This window comes from Sinisalibacter aestuarii, from assembly GCF_027923545.1.
Taxonomy (GTDB): Bacteria; Pseudomonadota; Alphaproteobacteria; order Rhodobacterales; family Rhodobacteraceae; genus Sinisalibacter; species Sinisalibacter aestuarii.
The window spans coordinates 1-19,896 of record NZ_BROH01000022.1 but is presented as its reverse complement, the minus strand read 5'-3'; the positions used below and the strand labels follow the sequence as shown (position 1 = coordinate 19,896).

Genomic DNA, 19,896 nt, shown 5'->3' with positions numbered 1-19,896 from the left:
AACCGGAAAACCGGAAAACCGGAAAACCGGAAAACCGGAAAACCGGAAAACCGGAAAACCGGAAAACCGGAAAACCGGAAAACCGGAAAACCGGAAAACCGGAAAACCGGAAAACCGGATTTCTGGAGACGCAGCGGCAGCACGGGGTGGTTTATGCTCGCCACCGGCAACCCGCAGCAACCGGAGCGGACAGCCTTCCGCCGCCAAACGCCCTGAGCGAGCCACCGCCGCCCGGCGGGGTTTCACCCTTGCCCAACGCGCCCGCCACGGGCTATCAGTCGCGCTACGAGACAAGGCCGTTCTGGAAGGAAAACATCATGATGCGTCGCGTGGTTGTCACCGGTCTGGGGATTGTGTCGCCGCTGGCCTGCGGTGTCGAAGAGACCTGGAGCCGCCTTCTCGCCGGTGAATCCGGGGCGGGCACCATCACCAAGTTCAACCCCGAGCGCGTCACCACCACCTATGCCTGCGAAGTGCCGCTGGGCGATGGCACCAACGGCACCTTCAATCCCGACGACTGGATGGAGCCGAAGGACCGCCGCAAGGTGGACGATTTCATCCTCTACGCGATGGCCGCCGCCGATCAGGCCGTGGCCGATGCGGGCTGGACGCCAGAGGACGAGGAAAGCCGGCTGCGCACCGGGGTGATGATCGGCTCGGGCATCGGCGGGCTTTCCTCCATCGCCGATACCGCCGTGCTGATCCACGAACGCGGCCCGCGCCGGGTGTCGCCCTTCTTCATCCCCGGCTCGCTGATCAACCTCGCCTCCGGCCAGGTCTCGATCCGTTATGGCTTCAAGGGGCCGAACCACTCGGTCGTCACCGCCTGCGCCACCGGCACCCATGCGATCGGCGATGCCGCGCGGCTGATCATGCTGGGCGATGCCGAGGTGATGGTGGCCGGAGGCGCCGAAAGCGCGATCTGCGAGATCGGCATTGCCGGGTTCAACGCCGCCAAGGCGCTTTCGTCCAAGCGCGGCGACGATCCCAAAACCGCCTCGCGCCCCTGGGACCAGGACCGCGACGGCTTCGTCATGGGCGAGGGCGCGGGGGTGGTCGTGCTTGAGGAATACGAACATGCCAGGGCGCGCGGCGCAAAGATCTATGCCGAGGTGCTGGGCTATGGCATGTCGGGCGATGCCTATCACATCACCGCCCCGTCGGAAGACGGCGAGGGCGGCGAGCGGGCGATGCGCGCGGCGCTGAAAAGCGCGGGGCTTGAGCCGGGCGCGCTCGATTACATCAACGCCCATGGCACCTCGACCATGGCCGACACGCTGGAGCTTGGCGCCGTCGAGCGCCTGCTGGGCGACCATGCCCCGAACGTCACCATGTCCTCCACCAAATCCTCCATCGGGCATCTGCTCGGGGCGGCGGGGGCCGTCGAGGCGATCTTCTCGATCCTCGCGATCCGCGATCAGGTCGCCCCGCCGACGATCAACCTCGACAATCCGGCAGTCACGCCCAGGGTCTCGCTCGCGGCGAATGCCAGGGAAGAGCGCAAGATCGACGTGGTGATGTCGAATTCCTTCGGCTTCGGCGGCACCAATGCCTCGATCATCATGGGGAAGGTCTCTGACTGATGTGGCGCAACATCGCCTCCACGGCACTGTCGCTCGCGGTGCTGGTGCTGATCGCACTGGGTGGCCTCGTCGCCTGGGGCCAGCGCCAATATGTCCAGCCGGGGCCGCTGGACACGGCGATCTGCCTCAAGGTGAATTCCGGCGCCACCTTCAACCTGGTGTCAGGCCAACTGGTGGAGGACGGGGCGATTTCCTCGGCGGCGATCCTGCGGCTGGGCGCGGATTATTCCGGCAAGACCCAGAGCCTCAAGGCGGGCAGCTTCCTGGTGCCGGAACATGCCTCGATGGAGCAGATCGTCGATATCGTCACCCGGGGGGGGGCGTCGACCTGCGGCACCGAGATCGTCTACCGCGTCGGCGTCACCGCCAACGAGGTGCAGGTGCGCGAGCTCGATCCGGCGACGCAACGGTTTGAAATCCGGGCCGAATTCGCGCCAGATGCCGAACGGATTCCGGCCGATTACCTGCGCCTGCGCGACGAGGCCGATACCCGCTTCCGGATTTCGGTGGCCGAGGGGGCGACGAGCTGGCAGATCGTGGATGCGCTGAGCAAGGTCGAGGTGCTGGAGGGCGAGGTGGCCGAGCTTCCCGCCGAGGGCACGCTCGCCCCCGACAGCTACGAGGTCAGCCCCGGCGACGAACGGGCCGACGTGATCGCCCGGATGATCGCGGCGCAGGAAACGCGGCTGGCCGAGGCCTGGGCCAACCGTGTCGATGGCTTGCCCTATGGCACGCCGCAGGAAGCGCTGATCATGGCCTCGCTGATCGAGAAGGAAACCGGGGTGCCCGAGGAGCGCCGCCAGGTGGCGAGCGTTTTCGTCAACCGGCTCGAACGCGGGATGCGCCTGCAGACCGACCCGACGGTGATCTATGGTATCACCCGCGGGCAGGGTGTGCTGGGCCGTGGCCTGCGCCAGTCGGAGCTGCGCGGCGAGACGCCCTACAACACCTACGTGATCGACGGCCTGCCGCCCACGCCGATCGCCAATCCCGGCCGCGCCTCGATCGAGGCGGCGCTGGACCCGGCGCAGACGGATTTCATCTTCTTCGTCGCCGATGGCTCCGGCGGCCACGCCTTCGCCGCGACGCTCGACGAGCACAACGCCAATGTTGCGAAATGGCGCGCCATCGAGGCCGAGCGGGCGGAAGAGGCCGAGGGGCAGTAGGAAACCCGGCAAGTCCGGACCATCCCGACGCGCCGGCCCGACCCGCTGCGCGACCCCCTCAGGGTTGACAGGCGGCATCCCGGCCCGGGAAATGGGCGGACGCGGCACCGCGGACGATAAGGGAGGATCGTTTGATGACATTTGTGCGCAGTCTGCTGGCCATTATCGGCCTGCTGGCCATTCTGGCCGTGGCCGGTACGGCCTGGACCTTTCGCGGCTTCGATGCCCAGGCGGCCGGGGTCTACTGGAACATGGCCAAGCGGCTGGCCGAGACGGGCAATGCCGCCGAGGCGACGGTGTGGAAACGCAAGGTGGCCGATGGGCTGACCTTCGAGGAGGTCGACGAGTCGATCCAGTCGGTGGCGCTGGCGGAAAATATCCGCGATGTGGGCCAGCTTCCGCTTGGCGACCAGGTCGGGCTGATGCAGGGCTCGGATTGGCGCAAGCTCCAGATCTACCTGTACTGCAACCCGCTCACGGCAGCCAAAATGGTAGAACATTCAGAGGCTTATGCGGCGTACCTGCCATGCCGGGTGGCGCTGGTCGAGGACGATGACGGCGCGCTTTGGATCTATTCGCTCGACATGGATATGATGATCCACGGCGGCAAGCCGCTGCCGCCCGACCTTCTGGAAGAGGCGCTGCATGTGAAAGAGGTGATCCTCGCCATCATGGACGGCGCGGCGGAAGGGGCGTTTTAATCCCCCGTCAATAGCCCGCCAGCGCGTCGGCGATGATGCCGTCGAGCAGGGCGTTCACCGCGTCCATCGGCCCTTCGGGGTAGCGCGGATGGCCCACCACCACTTCGCCGGGCGCGTCGGGGCGCTCCATCAGGAAGATCCGGTAGGGGCAGTGCTGGAGGTTGAGCGGATCGGCCTCCATCACCTGCCGGCTGATCTCGGCGGAGCAGAAATTATAGGTTTCGGCATGGGTGAAGATGGTCACGCTGCCGCCCACATCGGCCTTGGTGCGCTCCAGCATGTCGCCCACATGATTGACCGAGTCGATCACCAGACCGGCATCGGTGATGGCGTTCTCGATGTCGAATTGCACATCGTCATAGCTGCCGGTGACGGTGACCGTCACCGGCGGTTCGGCGTGGGCAGGCGTGGCGGCGATGAGGGCGAGGGCAAGAAGGCGGGCAGGGCGCATGGGCGATCCTTTCTGTCAGGTCAGTTCTCGATGGCGACGCCGGCGCGCGCGAGGAGCTGGCCGAGCATCGGCCAGAAGAAATCGTCGCCGGGATAGCCTTCGATCCGCCCCACCTCGGCGCCATCGGCGAGCAGCACGAAAGTGGGGGTGAATTGCGCCGGCCGGGTGAACGACATGTGCTCGGGCACCGGCTCGTGCAGGTCGATCCGGGTGAGCGGCGCGGCGGCCCCCTCGGCCGTTTTGGGATAGGCCGGGGCGATCTCGGCATTCCAGCGCGCGCACCAGACGCAGCCGGGCTGTTCGACCATGACAAGGGTCAGATCGGCGGCCCGCGCGCCGGCGAAGGCGGGCAGGACGAAAAGGCCGAGAGCGAGGACGATCCCCCGGAATGCTGCGCGTGCGAAACAATATTTCATTGACGGACCCGATAACGAACATAAAGGATGCTAGGCCAAGACAGTGACCGGGACAAGGACGGGTAAATGGGTTTTGATGCAACCTTCGGTGGAGCCGCGCTGGCGGGGCTCCTGTCTTTCTTCTCGCCCTGCATTCTGCCCATCGTGCCCTTCTATCTGTCCTACATGGCCGGGCTCAGTATGCAGGAATTGCGCGGCGAGGACGGCGGCCCGGCGCTGGCGCCGGGGGCGCAGGCGCGGCTGATCTTCTCGGCCATCGCCTTCGCGCTGGGGGTGACGACGATCTTCGTTCTGCTCGGCCTCGGCGCCACGGCGCTCGGCTCGGCCTTCATCCAGTGGAAAGACCAGCTCGCCTGGGTGGCGGCGGCGATTCTGTTCATCTTCGGCCTGCACTTCCTGGGCAAACTCAGCTTCCACCGGTTCGGCATTCACTTCGATTTCGAATTCAAGATCGACCTGCTCTACCGCGAAGCCCGCGTCGAGGCCAAGACCGATCCGACCAGCGCGATCGGCGCCTATGCGATGGGGCTTGCCTTCGGTTTCGGCTGGACGCCCTGCGTCGGCCCGGCGCTGGCGGCGATCCTGTTCGTGGCCTCGGGCACCGGCGATCTCATGCGCGGCGGCATGCTGCTGCTCGTCTACGGCCTGGCGATGACGCTGCCCTTCGTGCTGGCGGCGGCGCTGGCGCGGCCCTTCCTTGGCTGGGTCGGCCGCAACCGGCGGCTGATGGGCTATGTCGAGCGGGCGATGGGGCTGATGCTGATCGTCTTCGCGATCCTGATCGCCACCAATTCGATCAATATCATCGCCCAGTGGATGATCGACAATTTCAGCTGGGCGACGATCCGGTAAGCCCGCCCATCGCGCGATTGTCAGTGACCGGCGCTGGACGGATGGCGAATTCCGGCTAGGCTTGAAGAAAAACACATAACGTTGTCAGGGAGGACAATATGCTCAACAAAACCTTGGGGACAAGTCTGCGAGCGGCCGCTCTTGCCGTGATCGGGTTCGCCATGCCGGCTGCCGCCGAAGTGGCACTGGGCGATGACGGGCTGCACAAGCCCGACTGGCTGCAGGAAACCTTTCTCGATCTCACCGAGGATCTGGCCGAGGCCAATGCCGAAGGCAAGCGGATGATGCTGATCGTCGAGCAGCTCGGTTGCATTTATTGCACCAAGATGCACGAGAAGATCTTCCCCGATCCCGAGATCGACGCGATGATCCGCGAGAGCTTCTACGTGGTGCAGCTCAACATGTATGGCGATCTCGAAGTGACCGATTTCGACGGCACCGTTCTGTCGGAGAAAGACATGGTCCGCCACTGGAACATGATCTTTACCCCGACAATGGTTTTCCTGCCGGAACAGGCGGATGCGGGCAAGTCGGCGGTGCAGAACGCGGTGGCCGTGATGCCCGGCGCCTTCGAGCGCAACACCACTCTGGCGATGTTCACCTGGGTGCGTGACAAGGCCTATGAGACCGAGCCGAATTTCCAGAGATTCTTCGCTGAGCACTTCTACATGGACAGCATGAACTGATCGGTCAAATTTCTGCGTCGCGGCGCAATAATGTTGCGCACGCAGCATAGAATTCGATTGTTTGAATACCATGTTCCCGGTTAGGCTTTGATTCGACGAGGCGCCGATGGTGCAAATCGTCGCATAAGAAGCGGCACAAAGCCGCAGACACATAGAGCGTTAGGGAGGGCTCCTATGAGAAAACTGTTCGTGCTTTGCACGGCAGGGATGGTCATGCTTCCATCCGTGCTGGCTGCCGAAACAGCCCCGGGCGATGTCGTTTTCGGCGATCTCGGCGCGGTCGAGGAATCGCTGACGGGCACCGCTGGCAATGCCGAGGCCGGCTTGGAAGTGGCAACCACGAGATCGCTCGGCAATTGCCTGGCCTGCCATGTCGCCGAAGGCTGGGCGCATATGCCGCTGCCGGGCAATATCGGCCCCGCTCTGACCAGCGTGGCCCATCGCTACACCGAGGCCGAGCTTCGCGGCATCCTGATCAACTCCAAGCATATGTTCGAGGGCACGGTGATGCCGTCGTTCTACAATGTCGACGACATCATCCGGCCCGGCGACGGCTATACCGGCAAGGCCGCCACCTCGGTGGAGCCGCTGCTTTCGGCGCAGCAGATCGAGGATCTTCTGGCCCTGCTGCAGACGTTCGACGAACCCGAAGAAGAGTGACCCTGCGGGGACCCAACGCAAAGGACCGACACAGATGACATTCACGAGAAGAGAAGCCCTTGTGCTGGGCGCTGGCGGTCTCGCCACGATCACCCTGGCTCCGGCTGCCATGGCCGCGGCGTTTGAAGACGCCATCGCGGCCTTTACCGGCGGTGCCGCGGCAGGTGAGGGCGGGATCGAGATTTCCGCGCCCGAGATCGCCGAGAACGGCAACGTTGTGCCTGTCGAGGTGAGCGCGCCCGGCGCCGAAGAGATCGTCGTATTCGCGCCCGGCAACCCGGCGCCCGCGGTCTGCAATGTGAAGTTCGGCCCGTTGGCCGGCTCGCAGCGCCTGTCGACGCGGATCCGGCTCGCCAAGACGCAGGACGTGACCGCGCTGGCCCGGATGGGCGACGGCAGCTTCGTTCAGGTGGCGCGCACGGTGAAAGTGACGGTCGGCGGCTGCGGCGGCTGACCGGGCGGGGCGCGCGGCGGCTGTGCCGCGCACCGGGAACCAAGAGATTTCAGGAGTAGACACATATGGCAGACGCAAAACCCCGCGTGAAGGTTCCGAGTTCGGCTGCGGCCGGTGAGGCATTCACCATCAAGACCCTGATCAGCCACGACATGGAATCGGGGCAGCGCAAGGATGGCGACGGCAATCCGATCCCGCGCAAGATCATCAACCGCTTCACCTGTGACTTCAACGGAACCAGCGTGATCGACATGACGCTGGAAGGCGCGATTTCGGCCAACCCGTATATCGAGTTCGACGCGATGATCGACGCCGATGGCGAATTTACCTTCAACTGGTATGACGACGACGGATCCGTCTACAGCGCGACAAGCGCAATTTCGCTGGCCTGATCGGTGTGGCGAGACACAAAAAAGAATACGTCAGGGAGGAAGACGCGATGACACTTCGCGCGAAAATGGCGGCGGGCCTGGCTATGGCCACGGCGCTTGTCTTTGCCGGGTCGGCCCAGGCCGAGCCGAATATCGACCCGAACCCGGATGTGACGGAACTGGTGATCAACGGCGAAATTCCGATCACCATCCGCGCACCGGCGCCGGACCATCTCGACGGCGCGCTGCCCGAGATCTATTCGGGCTGGCTCTACCGTGACGCCAGCACGCGCGAAATGGAGATGGACGACTTCGAAAACCCGGCCATGCCTTTCGTGGACGCGGGGATCGAGGCCTGGAACGCCGTCGATGGCAGCGAGGGCAAGTCCTGCGCCGATTGCCACGGGGCCATCGAAGAGGGCATGGCCGGCGTGCGCGCGGTGATGCCGAAGGTGAACGAGGCCGGCGCGTTGTGGTCGATGGAAGACTACATCAACGATTGCCGCGTGAACCGGATGGGCGCCGAAGCCTATGACTGGGACAAGCAGCCGATGAAGAACATCACCGCTGCCATCGCCGCGCAATCGCGCGGGATGCCGGTCAATGTCGCGATCGACGGGGCGGCGGCGCCCTATTGGGAGCAGGGCCGCGAGATGTACTACACCCGCTACGGCAAGTTGCAGCTCTCCTGCGCCTCGTGCCACCAGGAGAACAACAACAACTTCATCCGTGGCGACCATCTCAGCCAGGGCCAGATCAATGGCTTCCCGGTCTACCGCCTCAAGCAATCGGCGCTGGTGACGATCCACAACCGCTTCTATGGCTGTGTGCGCGATACCCAGGCCGAGAGCTTCGCCAAGGGCGGCGACGAACTCCGCGCCCTTGAGCTCTACGTCGCCTCGCGTGGCAACGGCCTCTCGGTCGAAGGCCCGTCGGTCCGGCCGTAAACGATAGCGCTGCGGCGGCCTGACGGTCGCCGCAGCCGCCCGAGCCCGTTCCAAGACAGCACTGAATTCCCGGAGGGATGCCATGATCTCGCGCAGAGACTTCCTGCAAGCGACCGTCGCCGCGTCGGCTATTTTGGGGGGGTCCGGCGTGGGCGCCTGGGCGCAGATCGCCGCCCGCCAGCAGCTCACCCAGGATCAGCTTCTGGAGTTCGACACGTTCGGCAATGTGACGCTGATCCATGTCACCGACATTCATGGCCAGCTCAAGCCGGTCTGGTTCCGCGAGCCGGAGGTGAATATCGGCGTGGGCGAGGTGCGGGGCCTGCCGCCGCACGTAACCGGCGCGGATTTTCTGAAGCTTTACAATATCGAGCCGGGCACGCCTGAGGCCTATGCGCTGAGCTATGAGGATTTCACCGCGCTGGCGAAGGGCTATGGCAAGATGGGCGGGCTCGACCGTGTGGCGACGGTGGTCAAGTCGATCCGCGCCGCGCGGCCCGATGCGCTCTTGCTCGATGGCGGCGATACCTGGCACGGCTCCTACACGGTGATGAAGACCGGCGCGCAGGACATGGTGGACGCCATGAACATGCTGCGCCCCGACGCGATGACCTCGCATTGGGAATTCACCCTCGGCATCGACCGGGTGACCGAGATCGTCGACAGCCTGCCATTCCCCTTCCTCGGCGCCAATATCTTCGACGCCGAATGGGACGAGCCGGCCTATCAGCCCTATGAGATGTTCGAGCGCGGCGGCGCGAAGGTGGCGGTGATCGGCCAGGCCTTCCCCTACCTGCCGATCGCCAATCCGCGCTGGATGTTCCCCGATCTGTCCTTCGGCGTGCGCGAGGAGCGCATGGCCGAGATGGTGCAGGAGGTGCGCGACGCCGGCGCCGATCTGGTGGTGGTGCTCAGCCATAACGGCTTCGACGTGGACCGGAAGATGGCGGCGCAGGTGCCGGGGATCGACGTGATTCTGACCGGCCACACCCATGACGCGCTGCCCGAGCCGGTGATGGTAGGCCAGACCCTGCTGATCGCCTCGGGCTCCAACGGCAAGTTCGTCTCGCGTCTCGACCTCGACGTGCAGAATGGCCAACTCCTCGGCTTCCGCCACAAGCTGATCCCGATTTTCTCCGACGTGATCGAGCCGGACGGCGAGATGGCCGCTCATATCGACGCCACCCGCGCCCCGTTCAAGGCCGAGCTGGAAGAGGTGATCGGCCAGACCGACACGACGCTTTACCGCCGCGGCAATTTCAACGGCACATGGGACGATCTGATCTGCAATGCGCTGATCGAGGAGCGCGAGGCCGACATTGCGCTGTCGCCCGGCTTCCGCTGGGGGCCGAGCCTTGTCGAAGGCAGCGCGATCACCCGCGAGGACATCTACAACGCCACCGCGATGAGCTACCCGAATGCCTATCGCAACGAGATGACCGGCGAACAGCTCAAGGTGATCCTCGAAGACGTGGCCGACAACCTGTTCAACCCCGATCCCTATTACCAACAGGGCGGCGACATGGTGCGCGTTGGCGGCATGGGCTACCGGATCGACGTGACCAAACCGCAGGGCGAGCGGCTGTCGGATATGACGGTGCTGGCCACCGGCGAGGCGGTGGACCCGGCCAAGACCTATGTGGTCGCCGGCTGGGCCAGCGTGAACGAGGGCACGGAGGGGCCTGCGATCTTCGATCTGGTGGAAGGCTGGATCAGGCGGAAGGGCACGGTAAGCGTCGACCCGAATACCTCTGTGCAGGTCGAGGGCGCCTGACCGAACTTTACCGGGCGTGCCCTGGGTATGGCTGCTTTGATGCGCGGGTTTTGTCTCGCTCCGTCTGGCGCAGCCTTCAGGATTCTAGAGCGCTAGAATCCTGAAATTGCAGCGGCCCGAACTCGCCCCGGGCCAGCCCTTGCACACCCTTCGCGGAACAAGTCGCCGCCGGCGCCCGGCGGCGGGTCAGCGCTCGCCGGTCAGCCGGTCGGCCTTCTTGCGCACCAGCACCGTGCGCAGATCGTGCATCGCCAGCAGCAGCGCATCGGTGATCGCGTCCAGATCGGCGTCGGAGGCGCGGGTCTGGGCCCAGTGGGCGGTGAGGTTGAGGTGATCCACCGTGCGCAGGATGTCGTCGATATCGCGCGCCGCCAGCGTGGCCTTGCGCTCGGCGATCCAGCTATTGATCGCGTCCATGTCTTCGTCGGTCAGGTCGCGGTCGCCATGCGGCTTGACCTCGCCATTGCGGATATTGACCGCCGCGATCTGGTCCATGTCGATCCGCCGATGCCGGTTTTCGGTATCGACGCGGAAGACAAAGGCGCCGTTTTCACGGACGCGGAAATAATAGTCCGGCAGATAGGTGCTCATGCGGTCTCCTCAATGCAGCGCCACAGGCTGCCGTCTTCGTCCACCAGCGCGAAATAGCGGGGCGCGCCGGGATGGATCATCGGCGGCACGAGGCGTGGGATGGCTTGTGGATCCTCCGAAAGCCCCGCGGCGCGGAAGGCGGTGAACAGATCGTCCAGCGCATCCGTCCGCAAACAGGCGCTGAACCAGCTTTCGCGCGGGTCCAGCGCGGGATGCGGAAAGAACTCCACGAGGCTTTCGCCCCGGCGCAGGATCATCCAGCCATCCGAGCGGAACTGGCGTGAAAACCCGAAGCCGGCATAGAATGCCTCGGTCGCGTCAAAATCCCTGCTGGGCAGGTTTGCGGTGATCCGCTCGGCCATGCCGCCCCCGGTTTTCGCTCAGCGCAGATCGGCGCAGAAAGCCTGAATGCGCGTGCAGGCCTCTGTCAGGGCTGCATCGGAGGTAGCGTAACTGACCCGGAAGTTGGGCGAAAGGCCGAAGGCCGCGCCAAACACCACCGCCACGCCGGTCTCTTCCAGGAGCGCGCGCGAGAAATCCTCGTCGGTCTCGATTTTCGTGCCGCCCTTGCTGGTCTTGCCGATGCAGCCGGCGATGGAGGGATAGACGTAAAACGCGCCTTCGGGCACCGGGCAGGCGATGCCCTCGGCGGCGTTCAGCATGCCCACCACCAGATCGCGGCGGCGCTGGAAGATGGCCTTGTTCTCGGCCAGGAAGTCCTGCGGCCCGTTCAGCGCCTCGACGGCGGCCCATTGGCTGATCGTGCAGGGGTTCGAGGTGCTCTGCGACTGGATCTTGCGCATCGCGCCGATCAGCTCTTCCGGCCCGCCGGCATAGCCGATCCGCCAGCCCGTCATCGCGTAAGCCTTGGAGACGCCGTTGCAGGTCAGCGTCCGGTCATAAAGCCCCGGCTCCACCTGGGCGGGGGTGGTGAAGGTGAAATCGTCGAAGACGAGATGCTCATACATATCGTCCGACATCACCCAGACCTGTGGGTGACGCATCAGCACATCGGTGAGCGCCTTCAGCTCGTCGCGCGCATAGCCCGCGCCGGTGGGGTTCGAGGGCGAGTTGAAGATGAGCCACTTGGTCTTCGGCGTGATCGCCGCCTCAAGCTGCTCCGGCGTCATCTTGAAGCCGGTCTCCAGCCCGCATTCCACCACCACAGGCTCGCCGCCCGCGAGCAGCACCATATCGGGGTAGGACACCCAGTAGGGCGCGGGAATGATCACCTCGTCGCCCGGGTTCAGCGTGGCCATCAGGGCGTTGTAGAGGATCTGCTTGCCGCCGGACCCCACGCTGATCTGTTTCGGCGTGTAGCTCAGCCCGTTTTCGCGCGCGAACTTGTCGCAGATCGCCTGTTTCAGCTCCGGGATGCCATCGGGCGCGGTGTATTTCGTCTTGCCGGCGTCGATGGCGGCCCTGGCGGCGGCCTTGATGTTGTCGGGCGTGTCGAAATCCGGCTCGCCCGCGCCAAGGCCGATCACGTCGCGCCCGGCCGCCTTCAGCTCGGCGGCAAGGGTGGTGACGGCAATCGTCGGCGAGGGTTTCACGCGGGCAAGGGTCGTGGAAAGGATAGACATGGTCGGTCCCGGATTTGTGCTTCGGTCGGGTTTCTCTTAGGCTCCGGCCGTGAGCCGATCAAGCGGCAGATGGGGAGAATGACATGACCGACAGCGCGATGGACGACTGGTTTTCGGAAGAACGCGCGACCTTCGGCGACAGGCTGGCGGCGGCGCGCGAGACGGCGGACCTGACCCAGAAGGCGCTCGCCAAGCGCCTCGGCGTGAAGGCCAAGACCATCGCCGCCTGGGAAAACGACATCTCCGAGCCGCGCGCCAACCGGCTGCAGATGCTGGCGGGGCTGCTCAACGTCTCGCTGATGTGGCTGCTCAATGGCGAGGGCGACGGGGTCGATCCGCCCGGAATGGAGCCGGCATTGTCGCCCGATGCGCGCTCGGTTTTGCTTGAACTGCGCGAGCTGCGCGGCGATATCGACGACGCGGCCCAGCGGCTTGCCCGGCTGGAAAAGCATCTTCGCAAGCTGCTGGAGGCGGATGGCGCATGAGTGAAACCGACGAAACCCGGCTGAAACGGCTGGCGATGCGCTCGTCGCGGCGCGGCATCAAGGAGATGGATATCATCCTCGGCCGCTATGCCGCTGCGCGGCTGGCCGGTATGGATGGCGCCGCGCTCGACAGCTACGAGGCGCTGCTGAACGAGAACGACCACGATCTGTATCAATGGGTGACCGGGCAGGTGCCCGCGCCCGCGCCCTTCGCGGCGCTGATCGCCGAGATCGCCGATTTCGCCGGGGCGGCGGCGCGCGGTTAACCAGTTTTCCCGAAAGCCGCGCGGATTTCTGCGCGCTTAACCGAATGTTGGCGGTTTGCCGCGATGGTCCTCCTGACGGAAATTCAGGTGGAGAGGCGAATGAGCATGCATTCCCCCATCGGGCCGGCGGCGCGGCCGATCGGCCTTGGCCAATATCTCGAAACCCTGTCGCTCGTGGAGCGGCTGCACCGGCTGGTGCTCGATGTGATCAAGGATGAATTCGAGCGCCTCGGCGTGCTCGAGGTGAACGCGGTGCAGGCGCTTTTGCTGTTCAATATCGGCGATCACGAGGTCACGGCGGGCGAGCTGAAAAGCCGGGGCTATTACCAGGGCTCCAACGTCTCCTACAACCTCAAGAAGCTGGTGGAGATGGGCTATATGCACCACCAGCGCTCGGAGATCGACCGGCGCTCGGTGCGGGTGCGGCTGACGGCGAAGGGGCGCGGTGTGCGCGATGTCGTCGCCACGCTCTTCGCCCGCCATGCCGAAGCGGTGGAGGCGCGCGGCGTGCTCGGGCCGCAGGCACTGGAAGAGGCCAACAGCGCGCTCAAGCGGATGGAACGGTTCTGGACCGATCAGATCCGCTACATCTACTGAGCCGGCTCGGCCCGACCGATTACCAACCCCTCCAGCTCGCGCAGCAGCTTGCGCACCATCGCGCGCTCGTAATCGGCAAACCCTTCGGCCTGTTCGGCAAAGGCGCCGGGGCCACGGATCACATTGGTTTCGAAATAGCCCAGCAGGTAGCCTGCACTGGCCTGCCGCTGGCCTTCGCCGGTGCCGATCACCAGCGCGTTGACGGTCACGCCATCGAGGGCGGGCAGGTCGATATCCTGCGGCCGCGGCCCGGCATTGGACAGCCCGTCGCCGGAAATGTCGAGCGTGCGGGTCCAGCACGCCGACTGGCCCGCCAGCAGGCTCGCCCCGGTGGCGAGCGCCGTGCCGAGCGCGGTGGAGGGCGCGGCGGGCACGCGCCGGGTGGCGCGCAGGGTATCGGCGAAGCGGGCCAGCGCGGCCGCATCGGTGATCGCCGTCCATTCCGCGACGATGCGCTGATCGCGCGGCCCGCTCCATTCATAAACCAGCAGATGCACCGGCACGCCGGCCCCCTCGACCAGCGCGCGCGCCACCTCCGGATGGGTCAGCGCGGCGGCGAGCCCGTCGAGCTGCATCCGGTATTCCGCCTCGTCCACCGAACCCGACACGTCGAGCCCCAGCGCCAGCGCCTGGCGGCAGGGCGCCGCCGCGCCGGCAAGGGGCAGGGCGGCAAGGGCGAGAGCGATGAATATGGCACGCAGCATGGCAACCTCGGCAAGCCCCGCCATTGCGCCACCGCGCCGCCCATCCGTCAAGGCGGCGATCTGCCCCGGCTTGTCGTAGGTGCAGAGCGGCGCTCCCCAAGATATAGTGGCGGGCAACCAGACGAGGGAGAGATTCGCCATGCCCCTGAGCCCCGAACAACAGGCCGAGATCGACGCGCAGCGCCAAAGCCCCAGCCAGACGCTGCGGGTGGTGTCGCCGGGCATGGAAAAGCACCTCTACACCGCCCATGACGTGCTCGACCACGGCTTCGTGCGCGTGATCGACTATATGGGCGACGACGCGGCGATCTGCCAGGCGGCGCGGGTGAGCTACGGCAAGGGCACCAAGAGCGTGACCAATGACGAGGGGCTGATCCGCTACCTCATGCGCCACTGGCACTCGACCCCGTTCGAGATGTGCGAGATCAAGCTGCATGTGAAGCTGCCGGTCTTCGTCGCGCGCCAGTGGATCCGCCACCGCACCGCCAATGTGAACGAATATTCCGCCCGCTACTCGATCCTCGACCGCGAATTCTACATCCCCGCCCGCGAACACGTCGCCGCGCAATCGACGGTGAACAACCAGGGCCGCGGCGAGCTGCTGGGCGACGCGGAAGCGGCCCGGGTGCTGGAGATCCTCAAGGCCGATGCGGGCCGGGCCTATGACAATTACGAAGCGATGATCTCGCAGGACGGTCAGCAGGGCCTCGCCCGCGAGCTTGCCCGGATGAACCTGCCCGCGAATATCTACACCCAATGGTACTGGAAGGTGGACCTGCACAACCTCTTCCACTTCCTCCGCCTGCGCGCCGACCCCCATGCGCAATACGAGATCCGCGTCTACGCCGAGGCCATCGCGGCGGTGGTCTCCGACTGGGTGCCCTTCGCCTACCGGGCCTTCGAGGATTACCGCATGGGCGGCGCGACGCTCTCGGCCACGGCGCTGGACTGCGTGCGGCGGATGGTGAAGGGCGAGACGGTAACGCAGGAAAACTCCGGCATGTCCAAGGGGGAATGGCGGGAGTTTGAGGGGGTTTTGAGGGGGTAGGCGGTTGCGGCTACATCTGGTAAACCTAATGTTAACTCCATCAAGATGATGATTTCTTGAGTGACCCAACGATTCTTGAGGCGGTAGACATGTTTGAATCTCTACAAGGCAAAAAATTTGGAACGATCATGGCAGATCCGCCTTGGCAATTTCAAAACAAGACCGGCAAAGTCGCTCCGGAGCACAAACGACTGAACCGATACTCGACGATGACGCTGGATGAAATTTGTGCGATGCCGGTTGCTGATTTGGCAGACGATCCGGCGCACCTGTATCTCTGGGTCCCCAATGCATTGCTGCCGGATGGTCTTAAAGTCATGGAAGCGTGGGGGTTTCAGTACAAGTCGAACATTATCTGGGAGAAGGTCCGAAAAGACCTAGGACCCGACGGGCGAGGGGTGGGTTTCTATTTCCGAAACGTGACGGAGATTCTGTTGTTTGGCGTGCGTGGTAAGAATGCGCGGACACTTCAACCAGGTAGGTCTCAAGTGAACTATATTGAAGCTCCAGAGCCAGATGGGGGTGTTTTTAAGTCCCGCAAACGTGAACACTCGCGCAAACCGGACGAGCAATACAAAATCATTGAAGAGTGCTCTCGTGGGCCATTTCTTGAACTGTTCGCTCGTGGTGACCGAGATAATTGGACGGTGTGGGGAAACCAAGCGGACAGTTCATATGAACCGACATGGAAGACATACAAGTATAATTCGTCCGTGACGGCGGCAGAGTGACGATTGGGAGCCAATGGCCGAGGAATTCACTGACACTGATGTGTCTTCGGGGGCAATTGCCGATCCACGTTCGGTCGTTGAAACGTCCATTCCAAAAGATATCTTGGATCGATACGAAGTATTCAGCTATCGCAATGCGGCATCTGTCCTGAGCCAGAGTTATACTGCTGAATTCACCGAGATTTGCACTGCTCTGCGGTCTTTGTCGATCACAACGACCCAGATTCGAACTCCTGGAGGCAGCAAAGGCCCTATCGCACAATATGTCGACACCTTGTTCTCGGAAGACTGGGTGGAAACGCGCATTACGGCGGACCTTCAAGTCAAGCTGCTTGCTGCAAAAGGAAGTAGCATACTCAAGGAGTACACACGAAGCGGTTTTCTGGACGGTCACCGAATTGACTTTGTGAAAGGTCGAGTCGCGTTAGACCTCGAGTGGAACAGCAAAGATCAGACTTATGACCGAGACCTGTATGCTTTTTCGGCATTCTACGATGCCGGTGCGATTGACGCGGCCGTGATCATCACGCGCGGTTCATCTCTTGATAACGCGTTCTTCCGTTCGTTGGGTAAAGTCCTTGAGAAAGACGGGACCGAGGGAAAGGGTGAAGTTTACAAAAAGTTTGGCGCATCCACGACATGGATGGGTAAACTCCTCTATCGCCTCGATGCGGGTCGCAACGGCGGATGCCCCGTGCTGGCCATTGGCATAACGCCCAAGTGTGTGTCCGATTTGCGGTAGTTCAACTGCACCCCCAAACGAAAAACCCCCGCCGGGCCGTCGCCTGGCGGGGGTCTTCGTCTCAGACGTCAACCGAGGCTCAGAGGGCCTTCAGGTTGGTCGCCGATTCACGGCCGTCGCGGCCGGCTTCGAGGTCGAATTCGACCTTCTGGTCGTCACGCAGGCCGGTCAGCCCGGCGCGTTCCACGGCCGAGATGTGGACGAAGACGTCCTTGCCGCCGTTATCGGGCGCGATGAAGCCGAAGCCTTTGGTGGTGTTGAACCATTTCACGGTGCCAGTGGCCATTCCGTTTTCTCCTATCAATGCCGCCCGCGGAAGTGCGGCGGCCCGGTACGCAGTCAGGTCTCAGTCCGACTGCTAGGGATAGAAGGCGGGAAGGATAGTGCTGTGGTACGTTGCCCACATGGGCTTCCGCGCCGCATTTTGCAAGAAAAATCGGTGGCGACGGCGAGTTTTGGCCCATGAAAGACCCCGCGGGCCCGGCCGCGCGGGGCCGATATGAGGCTGCCGACGAGGCTCAGAGGGGCTTCAGATCGCCCGCCGACTGGCGGCCATCGCGGCCCTCGATCATCTCGTAGCTGATTTTCTGGTTGTCCTTGAGCCCGGTCAGCCCGGCGCGCTCGACCGCCGAGATGTGCACGAATACGTCCTTGCCACCGTCATCGGGGGCGATAAAGCCGTAACCCTTGGTGGAATTGAACCATTTCACGGTGCCAGTGGCCATCCGTTTTCTCCTTCGGTTACCCGCCTGCGGGATTGCGGCGGGGTTGTGCAGCCAGTCTTCAAGTCTTCGGCTGCCCGGTGAAGGAGCGGTCGTCTGGAAGTTCTGTCGTCACGCGATTATGGTGCGAAATCAGTGAAAAAACGCAAGTGAAACCTTTGTGAAAGAGGCGGGGGCATGAAAGTCTACGGTATCAGGAATTGCGACACGGTGAAAAAGGCGATCACGGCGCTCACCGCGGCGGGCCACGCGCCCGAACTTGTCGATATTCGCGCGGACGGGATCGAAGAGGCTGATCTGCAACGGTTTTTCGCAGCCTTCGGCGAGGCGCTGGTGAACCGCCGCTCGACCACCTGGCGCGGCCTCTCCGAAGCGGAGCAGGCGGGCGAGCCGGTGCGGCAAATTCTTGCCCACCCCACCTTGATGAAACGCCCGGTGATCGAGGCGGATGGGCGGCTGACGCTCGGCTGGGACAAGGCCGTTCAGGCGCAATGGCTTGGAATCCCCGGCTGATATCCCTATCTCGGTCGGACCAGGAGGAGAGTGGTCATGCGTAACGCGGCAATGGTTCTGGGTATCATCGGCGGGGTGATCGGCATGTTCGTCGGCCTGTTCGGCTATGGCTGGACATCGCTGGTGGACCGCCAGCCCGACGTGGCGACGATCTTCGGCAATTTCGACAATCCGGGGCTGGTGCGCTTCGTTTCGGTTGTGGCGCCGGTGCTGGCGATCGCCGGCGGGGCGATGGCCAAGATGCGCGCGCTCTGGGGCGGCGTCCTGCTGATCCTGTCGGCGCTTCTGATGCAGCAGGCCTTCACCTTCAACACGGCGACGATGTTTCCCATCGTCATGGCCGGGCTCGCGGGCATTCTCGCGATTGCGGCGGGCAAGCCGGACGAGCCGAAATCACATTTCTGAGCGGATCAGGCGGCGCGCGATGAGCCGGTCCGCCGAGAGCGGCCCGCCCCCTTTCAGCACCAGCGTGACGAAGAGCATGAACCAGAACAGCCGCTGATCGAGGATCAGGCTGTCGGGCACCCGGTCGAACCAGGCGCCGATGGTACTGGCATCGGCGTGGTGGCCGATCAGGTCGGTGAGCGTCTGCAGGGTGACGAAGCCGATCAGGCCGAGCGCGGCGAGCCGGGTCGCGAGGCCGAGGATCAGGAGCGCGGGCAGGGCGAATTCGGCCCAGGTGCCTGCAATGACCACCATCCAGTGCCAGACCCCGAGTTGCGAAAGGTCATAGCCCGCCGCCTCAAGCTGGCGCGGGAAGATCTGGGCATAGGCGCCAAGCGCCGGGCTGAATGGCCCGTCGCCCAGCTTGGTCATCGCCGAGGCCCAGAAATACCCGGCCAGCGTGGCGGCGAAGGTGACGCGCGCGAGCAGGGGCAGGGCGGCATCGCCCCGGATGTTGAGGCGGGAGAGCAGCGCGGCGATCATGCGGGCAGCTCGATGGCGGTGATGGATTTTGTGTCGAGCAGGAGCGTGAGCGTCGCCGCGAGGTCATGCCCGGTACCCGCTGCCTCGGCGGCCGCGCCGAAGGGGGCGCCCGCCTGCAGCGCGGTGATGAAGCGTCCGGCCTCCGGCGTGACCGGGCGCGGCCACGGATCCCAGTCGGGCCGCGCGATCAGCACCGTCTCGGCCCCGCCATCGGCGGGCGGCGCGCCGGGCTCGGTATTGGCCCGCCAGATCGCGTGGATCGGGTAGGGCGAGGCAAGCACCTGCGTGGCCGGGGCAAGCCGCAGGCGGGCGGACATGAGATCGGGCGTGCCGAGGGCCTCCGGCGGGATCGGCGCCGCGTCACCCGCATGGTAGGCACGCCGCAGCGCATATTCGAGCCGGGCGGTATCGGCGAGATAGGGCAGATGGGCGACCGGCCCGAAGCGCTCGAGAAAACCCGGGAAGGCATCGCCCCAGAGCGCCAGAACCGGCGAGGCGGGGGGATGGGCACGCAGGAAGATCACCGCCATCGCACGGAAGAACGCCTCGCCCACGAGCTTCCGGATCACCGGAAAGCCGGTGGCGAGCGCATCGGTCAGGCTGACGGTGACGTTGTTGCGGTAGACATCGAAGCGGCGGCCGGCGGGGTGGCCGGCGGCGTCGACCAGCCCCGGCGGGAGGGCGGCGGCGGGATCGAGCAGGGCGGGGGCGAAGGCGGTCATGCGGGCCTCATTGGGGCGGATTGCGGTGGCTTGGGCGGCGTGCATGGGGTTGACGTATGCGCGGATGCATGGCGCCGTTCACCGGAAAACCGGAAAACCGGAAAACCGGAAAACCGGAAAACCGGAAAACCGGAAAACCGGAAAACCGGAAAACCGGAAAACCGGAAAACCGGAAAACCGGAAAACCGGAAAACCGGAAAACCG

The 19,896-nt window shown here is 64.4% G+C and carries 29 protein-coding genes; 18 read left to right on the top strand and 11 right to left on the bottom strand.

Annotated elements, in window-relative coordinates:
- A partial coding sequence (locus tag QMG28_RS20730) for a hypothetical protein (protein ID WP_281844123.1) occupies positions 1-180 on the bottom strand: 180 nt, incomplete at its 3' end.
- Between the two features lie 140 nt (positions 181-320).
- On the opposite strand from QMG28_RS20730, the gene fabF reads away from it, so the two are divergent.
- From fabF to QMG28_RS20715, 3 genes are all read left to right on the top strand, one after another.
- Positions 321-1,583 carry a beta-ketoacyl-ACP synthase II gene (fabF, locus tag QMG28_RS20725; protein WP_281844125.1) on the top strand — a complete coding sequence of 421 codons (1,263 nt, stop codon included), beginning with the start codon at positions 321-323 and terminating at the stop codon, positions 1,581-1,583.
- A complete protein-coding gene (gene mltG / locus QMG28_RS20720; RefSeq protein ID WP_281844122.1) occupies positions 1,583-2,749 on the top strand; it encodes an endolytic transglycosylase MltG in 1,167 nt (388 codons plus the stop codon). The genes fabF and mltG overlap by 1 nt, the downstream gene beginning before the upstream one ends.
- Positions 2,750-2,883: 134 nt before the next feature.
- Complete coding sequence (locus QMG28_RS20715) at positions 2,884-3,450, top strand: DUF302 domain-containing protein (RefSeq protein ID WP_281844121.1); 567 nt, start codon at positions 2,884-2,886, stop codon at positions 3,448-3,450.
- A 7-nt stretch (positions 3,451-3,457) separates the two neighbouring features.
- Here QMG28_RS20715 and QMG28_RS20710 read toward each other — a convergent pair whose 3' ends face one another.
- Entirely contained in the window at positions 3,458-3,901 is a 444-nt protein-coding gene (locus QMG28_RS20710; RefSeq protein ID WP_281844120.1) for a DUF302 domain-containing protein, read from the bottom strand.
- 20 nt (positions 3,902-3,921) lie between these two features.
- Positions 3,922-4,317, bottom strand: coding sequence for a thioredoxin fold domain-containing protein (locus QMG28_RS20705; RefSeq protein WP_281844119.1), 396 nt, complete (start codon positions 4,315-4,317; stop codon positions 3,922-3,924).
- A 66-nt stretch (positions 4,318-4,383) separates the two neighbouring features.
- Between QMG28_RS20705 and QMG28_RS20700 the strand changes: the two genes are divergently transcribed.
- From QMG28_RS20700 to soxB, 7 genes are all read left to right on the top strand, one after another.
- Positions 4,384-5,169 (top strand): cytochrome c biogenesis CcdA family protein, encoded by a 786-nt coding sequence (locus QMG28_RS20700; RefSeq protein WP_281844118.1) that lies wholly within the window; start codon positions 4,384-4,386, stop codon positions 5,167-5,169.
- A 98-nt stretch (positions 5,170-5,267) separates the two neighbouring features.
- Entirely contained in the window at positions 5,268-5,855 is a 588-nt protein-coding gene (locus QMG28_RS20695; protein WP_281844117.1) for a SoxW family protein, read from the top strand.
- A 174-nt stretch (positions 5,856-6,029) separates the two neighbouring features.
- Complete coding sequence (gene soxX, locus QMG28_RS20690; protein ID WP_281844116.1) at positions 6,030-6,515, top strand: sulfur oxidation c-type cytochrome SoxX; 486 nt, start codon at positions 6,030-6,032, stop codon at positions 6,513-6,515.
- A gap of 34 nt (positions 6,516-6,549) precedes the next feature.
- Positions 6,550-6,969: a thiosulfate oxidation carrier protein SoxY gene (gene soxY, locus QMG28_RS20685; RefSeq protein WP_281844115.1), complete on the top strand. Its 420-nt coding sequence runs from the start codon at positions 6,550-6,552 to the stop codon at positions 6,967-6,969.
- A 65-nt stretch (positions 6,970-7,034) separates the two neighbouring features.
- The gene (gene soxZ / locus QMG28_RS20680) at positions 7,035-7,361 is read left to right on the top strand and encodes a thiosulfate oxidation carrier complex protein SoxZ (protein WP_281844114.1); all 327 of its coding nucleotides are present in this window, start codon (positions 7,035-7,037) and stop codon (positions 7,359-7,361) included.
- A 47-nt stretch (positions 7,362-7,408) separates the two neighbouring features.
- A complete protein-coding gene (gene soxA / locus QMG28_RS20675) occupies positions 7,409-8,287 on the top strand; it encodes a sulfur oxidation c-type cytochrome SoxA (protein WP_281844113.1) in 879 nt (292 codons plus the stop codon).
- Between the two features lie 82 nt (positions 8,288-8,369).
- On the top strand, positions 8,370-10,061 hold the full coding sequence (gene soxB, locus QMG28_RS20670; RefSeq protein WP_281844112.1) for a thiosulfohydrolase SoxB: 1,692 nt from the start codon (positions 8,370-8,372) through the stop codon (positions 10,059-10,061).
- Positions 10,062-10,247: 186 nt separating this feature from the next.
- On the opposite strand, the gene QMG28_RS20665 is transcribed toward soxB, so the two are convergent.
- Genes QMG28_RS20665 through QMG28_RS20655 form a run of 3 tightly spaced genes read right to left on the bottom strand, consistent with a single transcriptional unit; the run spans position 10,248 to position 12,235 of the window.
- Entirely contained in the window at positions 10,248-10,652 is a 405-nt protein-coding gene (locus tag QMG28_RS20665) for a hypothetical protein (protein WP_281844111.1), read from the bottom strand.
- Complete coding sequence (locus QMG28_RS20660; protein WP_281844110.1) at positions 10,649-11,014, bottom strand: bleomycin resistance protein; 366 nt, start codon at positions 11,012-11,014, stop codon at positions 10,649-10,651. Before QMG28_RS20660 ends, QMG28_RS20665 begins: the two co-directional genes overlap by 4 nt.
- Before the next feature lie 18 nt (positions 11,015-11,032).
- Positions 11,033-12,235 carry a pyridoxal phosphate-dependent aminotransferase gene (locus tag QMG28_RS20655; RefSeq protein ID WP_281844109.1) on the bottom strand — a complete coding sequence of 401 codons (1,203 nt, stop codon included), beginning with the start codon at positions 12,233-12,235 and terminating at the stop codon, positions 11,033-11,035.
- An 83-nt stretch (positions 12,236-12,318) separates the two neighbouring features.
- On the opposite strand from QMG28_RS20655, the gene QMG28_RS20650 reads away from it, so the two are divergent.
- From QMG28_RS20650 to QMG28_RS20640, 3 genes are all read left to right on the top strand, one after another.
- Positions 12,319-12,720, top strand: coding sequence for a helix-turn-helix domain-containing protein (locus QMG28_RS20650; RefSeq protein WP_281844108.1), 402 nt, complete (start codon positions 12,319-12,321; stop codon positions 12,718-12,720).
- On the top strand, positions 12,717-12,986 hold the full coding sequence (locus QMG28_RS20645; protein WP_281844107.1) for an FAD assembly factor SdhE: 270 nt from the start codon (positions 12,717-12,719) through the stop codon (positions 12,984-12,986). The genes QMG28_RS20650 and QMG28_RS20645 overlap by 4 nt, the downstream gene beginning before the upstream one ends.
- 99 nt (positions 12,987-13,085) lie before the next feature.
- The gene (locus QMG28_RS20640) at positions 13,086-13,583 is read left to right on the top strand and encodes a MarR family winged helix-turn-helix transcriptional regulator (protein ID WP_281844106.1); all 498 of its coding nucleotides are present in this window, start codon (positions 13,086-13,088) and stop codon (positions 13,581-13,583) included.
- On the opposite strand, the gene QMG28_RS20635 is transcribed toward QMG28_RS20640, so the two are convergent.
- A complete protein-coding gene (locus QMG28_RS20635; protein ID WP_307726367.1) occupies positions 13,577-14,428 on the bottom strand; it encodes a DUF1194 domain-containing protein in 852 nt (283 codons plus the stop codon). The two genes, QMG28_RS20640 and QMG28_RS20635, sit on opposite strands and share 7 nt — an antisense overlap.
- Here QMG28_RS20635 and thyX point away from each other — a divergent pair.
- The 3 genes from thyX to QMG28_RS20620 all read left to right on the top strand — a co-directional run bounded on the left by thyX (position 14,427) and on the right by QMG28_RS20620 (position 16,808).
- The gene (gene thyX, locus QMG28_RS20630) at positions 14,427-15,335 is read left to right on the top strand and encodes an FAD-dependent thymidylate synthase (RefSeq protein WP_281844105.1); all 909 of its coding nucleotides are present in this window, start codon (positions 14,427-14,429) and stop codon (positions 15,333-15,335) included. The two genes, QMG28_RS20635 and thyX, sit on opposite strands and share 2 nt — an antisense overlap.
- A gap of 89 nt (positions 15,336-15,424) precedes the next feature.
- Complete coding sequence (locus QMG28_RS20625; RefSeq protein WP_281844104.1) at positions 15,425-16,066, top strand: MT-A70 family methyltransferase; 642 nt, start codon at positions 15,425-15,427, stop codon at positions 16,064-16,066.
- Between the two features lie 13 nt (positions 16,067-16,079).
- Positions 16,080-16,808 (top strand): BglII/BstYI family type II restriction endonuclease, encoded by a 729-nt coding sequence (locus QMG28_RS20620; RefSeq protein ID WP_281844103.1) that lies wholly within the window; start codon positions 16,080-16,082, stop codon positions 16,806-16,808.
- A 79-nt stretch (positions 16,809-16,887) separates the two neighbouring features.
- Here the strand turns inward: QMG28_RS20620 and QMG28_RS20615 are convergent, their stop codons facing one another.
- Complete coding sequence (locus tag QMG28_RS20615; protein ID WP_281844102.1) at positions 16,888-17,094, bottom strand: cold-shock protein; 207 nt, start codon at positions 17,092-17,094, stop codon at positions 16,888-16,890.
- A gap of 232 nt (positions 17,095-17,326) precedes the next feature.
- On the bottom strand, positions 17,327-17,533 hold the full coding sequence (locus QMG28_RS20610) for a cold-shock protein (RefSeq protein WP_281844101.1): 207 nt from the start codon (positions 17,531-17,533) through the stop codon (positions 17,327-17,329).
- Between the two features lie 174 nt (positions 17,534-17,707).
- Between QMG28_RS20610 and QMG28_RS20605 the strand changes: the two genes are divergently transcribed.
- Positions 17,708-18,043, top strand: a complete 336-nt coding sequence (locus QMG28_RS20605) for an ArsC/Spx/MgsR family protein (protein WP_281844100.1) — start codon at positions 17,708-17,710, stop codon at positions 18,041-18,043.
- Positions 18,044-18,079: 36 nt separating this feature from the next.
- On the top strand, positions 18,080-18,448 hold the full coding sequence (locus QMG28_RS20600) for a hypothetical protein (protein WP_281844099.1): 369 nt from the start codon (positions 18,080-18,082) through the stop codon (positions 18,446-18,448).
- Here QMG28_RS20600 and QMG28_RS20595 read toward each other — a convergent pair.
- Entirely contained in the window at positions 18,437-18,970 is a 534-nt protein-coding gene (locus tag QMG28_RS20595; RefSeq protein ID WP_281844098.1) for a DoxX family protein, read from the bottom strand. The two genes, QMG28_RS20600 and QMG28_RS20595, sit on opposite strands and share 12 nt — an antisense overlap.
- Positions 18,967-19,692: an HvfC/BufC N-terminal domain-containing protein gene (locus QMG28_RS20590; protein ID WP_281844097.1), complete on the bottom strand. Its 726-nt coding sequence runs from the start codon at positions 19,690-19,692 to the stop codon at positions 18,967-18,969. Before QMG28_RS20590 ends, QMG28_RS20595 begins: the two co-directional genes overlap by 4 nt.
- Positions 19,693-19,896 lie beyond the last annotated feature (204 nt).